Origin of the sequence: Luteolibacter algae, from assembly GCF_042683045.1 — a bacterium.
GTDB lineage: Bacteria > Verrucomicrobiota > Verrucomicrobiia > Verrucomicrobiales > Akkermansiaceae > Luteolibacter > Luteolibacter algae.
In genome coordinates this window covers 665,456-678,831 of the sequence record NZ_JBHUIT010000002.1, presented here as the reverse complement: position 1 = coordinate 678,831, position 13,376 = coordinate 665,456, and the positions used below count along the sequence as shown (strand labels likewise).

The window sequence follows — 13,376 nt, the reverse complement described above, 5'->3', positions numbered from 1 at the left end:
TAAGAGCGGGGAAAAACTAGGGGGCAAGCTTGTCAGCTGCCCCTTTCCAGCTTGCGAGCAAGCCGATACTCCCGTATCTCAGGAGTGAAAAAGGAGCGAGCATTTCACCCAACCCATTCATCCTATGCAGCAAAACGCGATACTCAAAACCCTGGCGCTCATCGTATTCGCCGCATTATCGGTGGTATTCACTGTCCAGATCTTCTCTTCATCGGGAAATGTTTTGGGAAGTTCATTCCGTTATCTGACTCCACTTGCGGCATTTGTCGGACTGATGATCCCACGGTTTGCTTTTTATCTGCTACTTTTTTCTGGAGCTTATCTGGACCTCATCAAGCGATTCATGATCCTTGACAGTCGCTTTTCGGATATCGATTTGGCCTTCCTGCTTGGTTTTGCTCCAGCGTTGGTGGCCGGGATGGTGCTCAAGTTCGTAGTGGATGTGATCATGAAGTCCCCGAATGTGACCAAACGCGATCTACTCTTATTCGGTGCCACTACTTTTTTGTGTGTCGGACTAGGCGGAGTTCAATTGATCATGGCCGGGGGACTACGAGGAATCGGGAACGGGGTCAACATGGTCGCCTACCTGTATATGCCGCTCCTTGTGCCGCGCATCTTCCGGAACCTTGCGGAAATCAAATCTCTGTTACGGGCCACAGTTCTCATTTACCTACCAGCAGCGTTGTGGGCGATCCAACAGGCCCACTTCGGACTGGCTAACTTTGAAATGCAATATCTGCTATCCGGGATGACCATTGAAATACGCCAACTCGATGAAGAGGTTTTCCGGAACATGGGGACAATGGTCAGTGCCCATGCTCTGTCAATGGTCTCATCGATTCTAGCCATGGCCCTACTATTGCCGGTATCATGGAAAGACGGGAAAATAACCTCAAAGGCGTGGTTCAACCCATTGAGAATACTCTGCGCGGTTCTTTTCATGGCAGGCGCTTATTACACTTTCAGCCGCACGGGCTGGGCATGCGCAATTGTCGCTCTGTTGGCTTTCATCTGTCTTCAAAGCCGGGCGCTCACCTACACCGCGTTTTTCACGGCACTGGTAGCAGTGACTACTCTTTACCTTTCCGCCGACTATTTGCTGGAATCCCGAACCATGGTAAATGCCCAGGATATCCTGTTCGAAAAATTCGGAACATCCGCCGAAATGCGGCAAATGATGGTTCTGGGAACTCTTGATGCACGTCTCGATAGTATGGCCAGTTTTGCCACCGACCCCAAACTATGGACCCCCTTTGGGCTAGCTGCCGCAGGGTCCAATCACCAGGTCGACTGGATTCACGATATTCTTACCGAAACCTTGGTCATGATTGGATACATTCCTTTGAGTATTTTCCTAATCTGCTTCCTCGGGGGGACCTTGATTGCCTTTGGTAAACTCTTCAAAATGCCAAAAGGTCCTCATCGTCTGCTGACTACATATTTTGCAGCCTTGGGAATCGGCCTGATGTCTGGCGGATTCAGCCAAGGCGCGATGATTCTGTATTTTCCTATTAATTTCTTTTGGTGCATGTTTCTGGGAGTCGCTTACTCGATTTTCATCTGGAATAAAGATCAAGCGCCCGAAATCGCGGAGGCCATACCAGAGCAACCGCTTGCACCACCACAACGCCGCAGCATGAACCGCTTCGGCAATGCCGTGCCACATCACTAACGATCAGGTAGGTGGAATTCCCGCATGCATTGTTCATAATTTCAAAGATTGCCCGTGAAATCTAATATTCCTGTGCTGTGTATCGTTTCGAAGGCACTAGCTCCCTACCGTGTCAGCTTCTATAATGAAGTTGCCATCGCTCTTGAAGCTGCAGGATGGAAAGTCGTGCTCATCGTTGCCAAATTAGGCGCCAATGATCATCCGTGGGCAAACGCAAGCGGGAACAGCAGTCATCTGGAGATCATAGAAGCTTCGCCCTCGGAATTTCAGAATACACTAACGAAAAAATTGCCTTTCAACCCGGTGCTACCAAACCGGAAGCTTTTTGGAATCCTGGACAGCAAGAACCCCAAGGTTGTATGGACGCACGAGTATTCTCCATTCTGCCTCGCCGCTGCCTTCTGGGCTAGCTTCAACGAGCGCCTCTGCCTATTGTCTTCGGATCTGGGCTCGAATCCACCCGAGCATTCCTGCACCAGAACCCAACTCGCTTATCAAAAATTCGTTTCATTCCTCTATCAAGGTGTGATCGCGCAAACGATGGAAGCAACACGACGGGATCATCCGGCGGATGCTCCCATTAATTTTGCTCCCCATGCCATCAACACCGACGACTATCATCCTCCAGAAAATGAAAGAGCGGGAATTTTTCGCTTTCTCTTCGCTGCAGGTGTTCGGGAGGAAAAGGGGATAAAACAGCTCGTCCAGGCAGCAAGAAAGCTAAGAACCGAGGGTTACGAGTTTGAGCTCAGAGTGGTTGGCACGGGTCCGCTATCCGGTTGGCTAGCCGGGCAAAAAGAAGAATGGCTCTCGATCGCTGGCTTTCTTGAAGGTGATTTTCTGAGAAGCGAATACCGGGATGCCAATGCATATGTATTGCCAACGGCAGGCGATACCTATGCTGTAACCGTTCACGAAGCCACCGCCAGCGGATTACCCGTTATCGTAGGAAACACAGCTGGTGCGGTGGAAACACTTGTCGAGGAAGGAGTCACCGGGTTTTCCATCGATGCTGATAATGTCGATGAATTGGCAGAGCGTATGAAATATCTAATGGATGATAGAGAGCGGTGCCGCACGATGGGAAGAGCCGCACGCAAGCTGGCGGAGAAATACGACGTCAAACTTCTCGGGCGAAGAACCGCATCGTTCATCCGGGAACTTTCAGGTTCCGGCCCACAAGTTGAATCCAACTCAGATCGATGAAACCAGTCCAATGAGTTTGACCAACCACTCCCCGAAGTCCGAAAGCCTTCGAAACAAGATCAATGTCACTGCTGTATTTGTGACGATGAATCGCAGTGCAATTGCGGTGACCTGCCTGAAAAAGCTTTTCAAACAAACACGTCCTCCTGAGCGCGTCATTGTATTCAATAATGCTTCGACCGATAACACTTTGGCCGCGTTGACTTCGTTTCAACAAGGCCACCCTGAATTTCTAACTATCCTTGATTCCCCGGATAACCTGGGCAACGCAGGAGGGATGGAACGACTGATGGACAGGGCGTTTCATGAAGGTGCGGATGCGGTATGGATCCTGGATGATGATTCCTGGCCGGAAATCGACGCTCTCTCTGAGTTGCTCCAAGGCGAACTGGCGGCGGATTCCGTCCGTTCTTCGCGAGTGATCGACCCCACTACGGGATACCTCAGCTGGCCTATGCAGGTGACGCGCGGGCGCTCCTGGGGTCTGCTGGAAGCAGACGACCCTCTCCCTGAGGGTGATTGCTTCAGGATCCGTCGTTCGTGGCTGGGAGCCCTGATTCCGAAGAGCGTCTATAATGCGGTCGGGCCCATCAACGGAAAGTTGTTCTTGCGCGGTGAAGACGAGGATTACCCCCGGCGCATCGAAAAAGCGGGCTACCAGGTTTTTCTCCTACCGAAATCCGTGTTACATCATCCTCCGGCAGGCCGTCTTCATCGCTGGTCCGCATTGGGCCAGGAGATCGTCCTGGAAAGTGGGCTTTCGGGAGACAAACTATATTACCGCCTGCGAAATGCCTGGTGGATCGAGAAGCAGAATTCTGGAACGCTCCGCGCCTTTTTCGATGCATTGCTCTACGGGGCAGCGCTCGTAAAATGGGAAGGGTTTTCTGGAAAGTGGACCGGGATATGGGCTGAAGCAATGAAGGACATGCTCTCCGATCGATTGGGCAAACGCTCTGATCCGAAGTAATTTCTCCGCCTTGCTTAGTAGCTACATTGTGTTTATGCCTCTTGGCGTTCACCACCTAGCAATTCTCCATGATGCCAGTAAGCCGCAACGAAGCCTTCCGTATCCAGGCACTTCAGATTCTTGATGCCGTTCTCGTATGGATCGCCTTCTGGCTCGGCTGGCAGATGCGCGACATTGTCAGGGTCTGGCTGGGACTGGGATTGGAGGGAAGTGAACTACGGGATTCCATCAATTGGGTGCTGTGTATTGTTGTCCCCTTCATCCCCTTGGTTCTGGAGAAGTTCGGGTATTACGATCATATCCGCACGAAGACCACGGCGAAATCCGTCGTCAAGCTGCTCCAAGCTCTGCTCATCATCGCGCTTTTCGTCGGGACATTCGCGCTTTTTGCCAAGCTCCTTGATACCCGGCGTCTGGCCGTGGGTAATGGTTTTGCTTTTGTGTTCGTCCTGCTACTGGCGCGTGACCGGATGACCACTGCCTGGATGCGCAGAAGGAATGCGGATGAAGCGAGTAAAGAGCATGTGGTCTTGGCGGGCACCACGGAGGAAACCGATGCGATTTTGGCGGAGTTGGATCCTGAGATCATCGATTCCTGGAAAATTGTAGCTTACTTCAATCTCACCGAGAAACCCGTGGAGGATCTGTTTGAGATCCTACGTAAGGAATCGGTTTCCCGGGTGATCTTCGTCGCCAAAGAAACGGGATTCGATAAGGTCGCACGGGCTATTGAAGCCTGTGAACTGCAGGGAGTTGAGGCTTGGGTAGCAGCCTCCTTTATCCGAACACAAATTGCGCGACCGGTCTTTGACGCACTCGGCTCGAAGCCCATGCTGGTGCTCCGCTCGACTCCAGAACTATCCTGGGAACTTCTATGCAAGGAGTTTGTCGATCGGATGGGCTCGCTGATTATCATTCTGTTTTCTCTGCCGCTGTGGATCATCGCGGCAATCGGGATCAAGATCGCCAGCCCGGGCGCACCGGTTCTTTTCTCGCAGATGCGCGCGGGCCGATACGGAAAACCATTCCGGATGTGGAAATTCCGCACCATGGTCGCCAACGCAGAAGAGCTTCTCCAGCAAATCAAGGAAGAGCATGGCAATCAGATGGATGGCCCGGTTTTCAAACTGGACAACGACCCGCGGATTTTTCCTTTCGGTGCGCTGCTGCGCAAGCTCAGCATCGACGAGTTGCCGCAGCTTCTGAATGTATTGATGGGCGATATGAGCCTGGTTGGCCCCAGACCGCTGCCACTCTATGAGGTGGAAGCCTTCGGGGAGCTCTCCCATCGCAGAAGACTGAGCGTGAAACCAGGCATCACTTGCGAATGGCAGGCAGGCGGCCGCAATAAGATCACCAACTTTGAGGATTGGGTGGCCATGGATCTGCGTTATATCGACAACTGGTCCCTGTGGCTGGATTTCCAAATTCTACTCAGGACCATCCCCGCCGTTCTCTTCGGCAAGGGCGCAAAGTAAACCCTCTTCGCCGCGTATTTTCTAGATGACTGTTGTAACTTCGATTTTCTGGGTCCTCGGGCTGATACTTTCTGTGGTAATCGCGCCACAACTCAGAATCTGGACCTGGGGTCCGGCGATGCTTTGCTTCTCGATTGCGACATTCACGGCCCTTCCACAAATCTGGAAAGAGCGCAAAAACACCGGGGATTTGCTGGTAGTTCTCGGAGGGTTCGCCCTTGTAGGATGGCTCTACCTCCGCGCGGGCACCTCTCCCGTCGCCGAATTGGCTCAGTCGGATGCCTTGCTCCTATCAATGGCGGTGGCCACTTTTGTTTCCTTCCGCACACTCATCGGCAACAGCCTGCCCCAGCATTTACTTGTTGCCGGCGTAAGCCTGCTTTTCCTCGCCAGCCTGGTCGTGATCGGGCTCCAGATTGCCGATCCGGTTTATTCCCCAATTTTTCCGAATGACGAGCCTCAGGCTCCGGCAGGATTTTTCGCGCATTATAGCTATGGCGCGGCTTTTCTCATCCCGGCTTCCTTGATTCTCGGGGCAATCGCCATTCATGGCCGGATCCACGCAGGCATCCGCATCTGGCTGTTTCTCCTTTTTCTGGCAGGAGCTGCTGCGGTCTATTTCACCAAATCAAGAGGTGGCTGGATAGGAATGGGCGCGGGCACCGGAGTGCTGGCCCTTCTCTCCATTCTGGTTGGAGGGCGGGAAAAGAAAAAGTGGTTTGTTCCAGCCATCCTTTTGCTGCCATTTCTACTGATGGGAATAGCTTATCTTTTTCTCAATGGCCTGGGAAAAGTGCAGGAGAGCAGGATTGGAAGCAGCGATATGACCACATTGCTGGACGGGAATATTCGCCTGTATCTGCTGGGAATTGCCGGATCATGTATTGGATTACATCCGTTTGTCGGAGGTGGGAGCCGAAGTTACAGTTGGGAGTGTTTTCAATTCTGGGACACACAAACCATGGGACGAGGTTTCCTCAAGCCCGAGCATGTTCACAATGAGCTCATCCAGACATTCAGCGATTATGGCTTCATCGGAGGTGTTTTAGTAATCGTGATGCTCATGACCGTGACGATCTTGGGGGTTTTCCGGATCATTTCGAGAGATACTCTGCCCAAGGGCACTTACACAGATGCCTGGCGGATCGGTGGCTTGGCTGGCTTGGCGGGTCTATTCACCCAGTCAAATTTCGAAGGAATTCTAAGATTGCCACCGGGTGCGGTTTTGCTGGGGCTCTGTATTGCTGCAGCGAGCTTGCCAGCTATCTCCGCTCGCAGTCATGAAGCTCCCCGCGCGTGGTTCCGCTCGATTTTAGCATCTTCACTCGCGCTTCCAGCTGCCGCGTTATTGTTGTTTTTCGGATGGAAAGGCAGTCTTGTGACTCAAAAAATATGGAGCGTCTATTTCGCCGAAGTTCCGATGGGTCCCGAAAGCAAAGCGGATAGACTCACCCACGCTATATCAATCTGGCCCTTGTATTCTCTGATGCAACAGAGAGCGATCAATTATCAAACACTCGCCGCAAATCGCGGCAAAGAAGACGATGCTAAAGACTTCTTAAAGCTGGCTTTAGCCGATTATGAACAAGCTGCGGCAAAGCACCAATATAATCCGGAGTTCCCTGTTGCCCGGGGGAACATTCTTAGCGCCCTGCAGCGAGACAATGAAGCGGAGGAGCAATTTCGTTTTGCGATCCAGAAGCAAGGAGAAATGGAGGCGGCATTTCGGGCAAATCAATTTCTGGCCATACATCTACAACGAAAGGGGCTGCGCCAATATGATCCGAAGAATCCAATCGAAGCGCTCAATAGCTTTCAGTTGGCCAAAAAACACATCGAAAACATTGATGCAATCTATGACGTCTACTATGGCGGAACAGAATATTTCCGCCTCCGCGTGAATGTAATCTGTAATTACGGGAAAGCTCTGGAGGCGGCCGGCGAATATCAGGATTCCCTTGCAGCCTACGATGAAGCAGCCGGTTTACCGGAGGGGAATTCCGCCAATTATAGGGCCGGACTTTTATTGGGGAAACGTGCGGTCGAAGTCTGGTCGCAACGGCGTGGTTCAGCAGCCTTGCGGCTTTTCATGGAAGCCGAGCAACGCGTCTCAGCGACAAACGTATTGCCCGATGAGGTGATACCCGAGTTGAAGGATAAGTATCTGGCATATTTACGAAAGACCGTCGCCTATCTGCAGGGGGCGAAAATCCAGCCTTCCAGCAAGTTGGAGCTTTAGCCATCGCTCGGCGCTACCTTCTGGCAAAACCTTCTAGCCCTTGACCTGATCCCAACGGATTTGCTTTTCCGCGAAGGTCTCCACAAAGTCGGAAAGTTTGCGATCGACCTCCTCCTCGGTGAGAATGCTGTCCTTGATCCATGGCATCTCACCATACCACATGGATACCGAAACATAGGCCCAACGCTGATCCATCCCTCGGATCAGACGGTCTTTCATATCCGTGAGGGTGCGGTCCAAGTGATCGTTTGTCACAGAATCATGGCCAACAAAAAAGTAGTAGGTCACGCACTGAAGCTCCAGAAACTCGGTGCCCTCGGCATTGGTGGGAATCCGCTGAAGACTTTTCAGGCGTTTTACTTCGAGCGAGTGCGAGTTTTCCAACGGCAGAACTTTATTCGATGAAGATAAAATCTGATGACCCTGTGCAGGCATGCACCGCTCCGGCCTGTGGATCGAGTTATTGATATCTGCTCCCGAAAGCACGACTGAGAGATCGATCCGATCCGGAATAGGGTTCCCTTCTTCATCGAACTCCCCGGGGCGGATTCTAAAGCATACCGCTTTTGCAAACTCGGTATCAGCGGCGAGGATGCTCAATTCCTGCTCACTCGGAGGAGTTTTCTTGAAATGCCAGACGCCGTAACCCTCGGGCAATTCCATCCGAATCGCCGATTGCGCCACCTCACCGGCCGTAGGCAAAAAATACACCGATGCCAGAACGGCCGAGAGCAGAGCGGGAAGTATCAGGGGTTTGGCTTTCATGATTCGGGGATAAATACGCTCTCTTCTTTAGCCTTGACGGTCTGACGGGTCAGCCTGCGTTTTGAATTTTTCTTCCAGGGCAAGCCACCTTCGAAAATGGAGTGCAGAACCAATAGGAGAAACAGCGAAAAGGGGTAGAAAAGCAGCAGACCAGACCAGTCATGCCATGTGGTTGCCGCCCATTCGGCATCGCCATATTCTGCGATTACAAAGATCGATATCACCCGGAGCGCATTTCCAATGATCGCAAGAGGCAGGGCGGACAGGAACAGCAAAGCCTTTTGCCAGAGCTTGATCTTCGCCACATAGGCCCACGCCGAGGAAATCATCAAAAGCGCCATCAGAGACCGTATTCCGCTGCATCCGGTAGCAATATCAAGCGGCTTCCAATCTCCATGCACAGGAAGAATCGTCGTGCCAACAACTCTTGTCTCGACCCCGAAAAGTCCGGACCCATGATGCGCAAGCGAAGTGGCAAGCAGCTGCAAATGGGTTGTTGCTTGTTGGAAACTCGGTAGAGGAATAGCCAGCCAGAAGAAGAACAGCGGGAAAATCAGAATCCGGGCGACCTGCCACCCCCAGAGGAAATAAGCGCCACCCCAGAGAATAAATGGAAGGCCTCCTGCTGCGATCCGCGGCTGGAAAGTCCGGTAGGAAATCACATAATACACCGCCCCGAGGAGAACCGCTATTAGGCCCAGCCAGCTCCCCTGACCTGCCACCGCTCTAAGATTTTTCAGCTGATAGACAATCAGTCCGATGATGACAAACGGAAACAAAATCCCGTGTTCATAATCTGTTTCCGCGTTCCACGCACTTCTCAGCCAGCCGAAAACAGAAGTATCGCGAGCACCGCCGAATCGCGTTTCGATCCCGAAAAACCAGACAATGGCCGCTACGGTGATCAACAAAGATACGATTGTGATGAGAGCGGGCTTGGATTTTGGGTTCCCGGTAGAAGCGCTCTCGGGAGTGGTGGGGGCTGGGTTCGACATCAAAAAATCACTTAAAGTTGATTCCGGGCGCGCAAAGTATTGCCGAGCCTCCAATGTATGTCAACAATGCCCCCGCTCATGAAAATCATCAGTGGAACCGCCCACCGCGCACTCGCAGAAAAAATCGCAGACACTCTTGGCCAACCCCTGGCAGACGTCCAGGTCGAAGCCTTTCCAGACGGGGAGACTGCGGTCAAAATTAACGAAAACGTCCGGGGTGAAGATGTTTTCATTATTCAGCCATCATGTCCTCCAACCAACCATAATATCATGGAGCTACTGATCATGGTGGATGCCGCGCGGCGTGCCAGTGCCGAACGAATCACTGCTGTCATGCCCTTCTTCGGTTACGCCCGGCAAGACCGGAAAGATCAACCCCGCGTCCCCATCACCGCCAAGCTGGTGGCCAATCTTCTCACCTCCGCAGGCGTCAACCGAGTGCTCACCATGGACCTCCACGCCCCGCAAATCCAGGGATTCTTCGATATCCCGGTCGATCATCTATATGCGAAACCCGCTCTGATCAATTATCTCCGCGGCCGCCACTCGGACACTTCCAACCTCACCGTGGTTTCTCCGGACGTCGGCGGAGTGAAAATGGCCCGCTCCTACGCGGACGCCCTCGGCGCGGAACTTGCCATCGTGGCCAAGCACCGGATCTCCGCCACCCGGGTCGAGGCGATGAATGTGATCGGTGAAGTCGAAGGGCGCGATGTCTTGCTTGTCGACGACATGACCGAGACTGCCGGGACTCTTACCGCAGCTGCGGAAATCCTCCGTCAACACGGTGCGAAACGGGTTTTCGCCGGGGTCTCCCACGCAATTATCAGCGATATTGCCAACGAGCGCCTCGCCAATTCCTCGATCGAGGAAGTCATCACGACAGATTCCGTCCCACAGGCCTTCGGCCCGAAAATCCAGGCAGTAAGTATCGCGCCACTCCTCGGTGAAGCGATCCGACGCATCAGCGGCGGGCAATCGGTTACTTCGCTCTTCAGCATCTAACGATCCCGTTTCCAAAGCCGGATGCTTTCCATCACCTCACGGCTTGAAATTTTGCGCGGCAACCTTTTGGTTTCCGCGCTTTTTTTATTTTCCATGTTCGCGGCGTGCAACATGCTCTCCTGAAACAGCGCAGGGCACTCGCCGTGCTCTGGCAATACCGCGACACTTTCGAAAAAAATCTATTCTATCTTTCATGACCAACAACACTCGTGCCCAGCTCCGCAATGAAGGCTTCGATCTTATCGACGAGCGTCTCAAATTCCTACTTGGCTGTCTGGAGGAAGCTCTCGCCAGCACCGGAGAGAAAGAACTTCTCGGCCACATGCCGTGGTCGGGGAAAGCACCACTTCCCAACGCGAAGACTCCCGAAGGGTTACCAAAGCTTTACTCCATCGGCTTCCAACTACTGAACATGATCGAGGAGCGTGTTGCTTCCGAGATCCGCCGCGAGAGGGAGAAAGCAATCGGTGCCGAGTCTATTCGCGGACTCTGGCCGCAAGCCCTACGGGATCTCAACGCGATTGGCCTGAATCCTGAGCAGATCCTCGCTGTGCTGAAAGATGTGCATGTTGAGCCCGTCCTTACCGCACACCCGACAGAAGCCAAGCGTGAGTCCGTCCGCGCCCGCCAGCGCTGCCTTTACGAAGAACTGGTCCGCAACGAATATCCGAAATTTACCACCCGCGAAAAAAACCGGATCCGGGAGCGGGTCGTTACCACCTTGGAGACCCTTTGGCTGACAGCGGAAATCCATCTCGTCCGGCCTGATATCAGTTCCGAGCTTCGTAACGCGGTCCACTACCTGCGCGATCTTTTCCCAAATGCCATCAACCGCCTCGACATGCATTTTACCGAGGCTTGGCGTGAGGCAGGGCTCCCTCTCGACCTGCTGCGATCCGCAGGGAACATTCCCCGCCTCAGCTTTGGCTCATGGATCGGCGGCGATCGCGATGGCCACCCTTTGGTCACTCCGTCTGTAACAGATCTCAGCCTAGCAGAGCTCCGCACAGCAGCCTTCCAGCTATTGGAAAGAGAGCTACAGAACCTTTCCTCCCAGCTCACCGTCTCCCGCCAGCTTGTAGAAGTTCCGGAGGAATTGCAGGACCGCATTGACGAGCTCAGCTTCGTCATCACCAATGAAAAAGAGGTAAAGGAAATCCTCGATCGCCAATCGGAGGAACCATGGAGACAACTTGCCAGCCTAATGGCCCTGCGCCTGGGCGAGCACGTCAAAGGCGTGGAAGGCTACCGCAGACCCGAGGAGCTCACCGCGGATCTCGATCTCCTTTCCCGCACGCTTTCACTTGCCGGCTGCCGTTTGCTCGAAGAGCAGGCAATCCGTCCCATCCGTCACAAAATCGAGATCTTTGGCTTCCACCTCGCCACTCTCGATGTCCGCCAAAACTCCGAGTTCCACGATCATGCGATTGCGGAAATCCTCACTGTAGCAGGGATCGAGGACGGAGAGAATTTCCCGACGTGGCCGGAAAGCAAGCGCGTTGAGTTCCTCAATGCGGAGCTCCAGTCAAAACGTCCTTTCCTACACGATGGCTCAAGAATCGGCGAATACGCGGACAATGTCCTTGATACCTATCGGGTGCTGACGCGGCATATGGCCCGTTGGGGCAATGCAGGTCTCGGCTCACTCATTATATCGATGACGCGCCAGCTTTCCGATTTGCTTTCCGTCTACCTCCTCGCCAGAGAGGCAGGGCTGATGACCCATCATGAGGAAGGTATGTCCTGTCCGCTTCCGGTTGTTCCACTTTTCGAAACCATGGACGATCTAGCCAACTCCCCGGGCATTCTGGCGGATTTCCTCGATCATCCGCTAACGCAGCGCTCCATATCCCAGCAGGCAAAAGTGAATGGCAAATCCCGCCCGGAACAGCAAATCATGCTCGGCTACTCGGACTCGAACAAGGATTGCGGCATACTCGCGGCCCAAGTCGCATTGCAACGCGCCCAGTCCGCACTAACCAAGACAGGGCAGGCAAAGAACGTAAATCTCTGCTTTTTCCATGGCCGGGGAGGCACTATCTCCCGGGGAGCAGGCCCGACCCATTGGTTTATGGCCGCCCTCCCCCACGGTGCGATGTCCGGCAGCTTCCGGATGACCGAGCAGGGTGAGACGATTGCGCAAAAGTATGCGAACCTTGCCAGTGCCACTTATAATTTGGAGCTGCTTCTTGCTGGCGCGGCGGTAAATACAGCCCGCCATCGTCATCTTCCGGAGCTTCCGGATCCCGCGGAACGCTTCCTCGACACACTCTCCGCTTCCAGCCAAAAAGCCTATCAAGCGCTGCTGCGTTCCGATGGTTTCATTGATTTCTACCGTCAGGCGACGCCGATCGATGCGCTTGAAAACGCCCGTATCGGCTCCCGTCCGGCACGGCGCACCGGTAAGAAATCCCATTCCATCTCAGACCTTCGTGCCATCCCGTGGGTCTTTTCATGGACCCAGGCACGCTATTATCTGCCGGGCTGGTTCGGGGTCGGCACCGCATTGGCGGAGCTGAAGAATTCCCATCCGGAAGATTTCACCGAGCTGAAAGCGGCTCTCAAAGAATCCACTTTCCTCGCTTATGTTCTTACAAACGTGGAGACCAACCTCGCATCAGCGAACCTGGAGCTAATGAAGGCTTACGCCGGACTCGTGACGGATCACTCCACGCGATCCAATTTTGTGAAGATCATCACCGAAGAGTTCGAGCTCACCGAACGGTTGCTCACCGAGCTCTTCGACGGATCAATGGCAGATCGTCGCCCACGTATGGCGAAGACTCTCTCGATCCGGGAAGCACCGCTCAAAGTGCTGCACTACCAGCAAATCGATCTCCTCAGAGAGTGGCGTGGACATCTGGAAAACGACAATCTGACGGCTGCCGATGCGCTCCTGCCGAAGCTGCTCCTTTCCATCAATGCCATCGCCTCCGGTCTCCGCACCACCGGTTGAGCCATAAAGCGCCGCTCGTCTCTCAAAAAAAAACTCCCGCGGAACATCGAAGTTCCCCGGGACTAAATTTTTGGACCGTATTCCAGG

9 protein-coding genes are annotated in these 13,376 nt (G+C 53.6%); 7 read left to right on the top strand and 2 right to left on the bottom strand.

The window, feature by feature from the left end:
• Nucleotides 1–124: 124 nt before the first annotated feature.
• From ACFSSA_RS04100 to ACFSSA_RS04080, 5 genes are all read left to right on the top strand, one after another.
• Nucleotides 125–1,675, top strand: coding sequence for a hypothetical protein (locus tag ACFSSA_RS04100; RefSeq protein WP_386818568.1), 1,551 nt, complete (start codon nt 125–127; stop codon nt 1,673–1,675).
• A 54-nt stretch (nt 1,676–1,729) separates the two neighbouring features.
• Entirely contained in the window at nt 1,730–2,881 is a 1,152-nt protein-coding gene (locus ACFSSA_RS04095) for a glycosyltransferase family 4 protein (protein WP_386818566.1), read from the top strand.
• Between the two features lie 10 nt (nt 2,882–2,891).
• A complete protein-coding gene (locus tag ACFSSA_RS04090; protein WP_386818564.1) occupies nt 2,892–3,851 on the top strand; it encodes a glycosyltransferase in 960 nt (319 codons plus the stop codon).
• A gap of 68 nt (nt 3,852–3,919) precedes the next feature.
• Complete coding sequence (locus ACFSSA_RS04085) at nt 3,920–5,329, top strand: sugar transferase (RefSeq protein WP_386818562.1); 1,410 nt, start codon at nt 3,920–3,922, stop codon at nt 5,327–5,329.
• Nucleotides 5,330–5,354: 25 nt separating this feature from the next.
• Complete coding sequence (locus ACFSSA_RS04080; protein ID WP_386818561.1) at nt 5,355–7,568, top strand: O-antigen ligase family protein; 2,214 nt, start codon at nt 5,355–5,357, stop codon at nt 7,566–7,568.
• Nucleotides 7,569–7,601: 33 nt separating this feature from the next.
• On the opposite strand, the gene ACFSSA_RS04075 is transcribed toward ACFSSA_RS04080, so the two are convergent.
• On the bottom strand, nt 7,602–8,333 hold the full coding sequence (locus ACFSSA_RS04075; protein ID WP_386818559.1) for an EpsI family protein: 732 nt from the start codon (nt 8,331–8,333) through the stop codon (nt 7,602–7,604).
• Nucleotides 8,330–9,328, bottom strand: coding sequence for an exosortase/archaeosortase family protein (locus tag ACFSSA_RS04070; protein ID WP_386818557.1), 999 nt, complete (start codon nt 9,326–9,328; stop codon nt 8,330–8,332). The genes ACFSSA_RS04075 and ACFSSA_RS04070 overlap by 4 nt, the downstream gene beginning before the upstream one ends.
• Nucleotides 9,329–9,406: 78 nt before the next feature.
• Here ACFSSA_RS04070 and ACFSSA_RS04065 point away from each other — a divergent pair, with 78 nt between their 5' ends.
• Both ACFSSA_RS04065 and ACFSSA_RS04060 read left to right on the top strand, forming a co-directional pair.
• The gene (locus tag ACFSSA_RS04065) at nt 9,407–10,333 is read left to right on the top strand and encodes a ribose-phosphate diphosphokinase (protein ID WP_386818555.1); all 927 of its coding nucleotides are present in this window, start codon (nt 9,407–9,409) and stop codon (nt 10,331–10,333) included.
• A 193-nt stretch (nt 10,334–10,526) separates the two neighbouring features.
• The gene (locus ACFSSA_RS04060) at nt 10,527–13,289 is read left to right on the top strand and encodes a phosphoenolpyruvate carboxylase (protein ID WP_386818554.1); all 2,763 of its coding nucleotides are present in this window, start codon (nt 10,527–10,529) and stop codon (nt 13,287–13,289) included.
• Nucleotides 13,290–13,376: the final 87 nt, after the last annotated feature.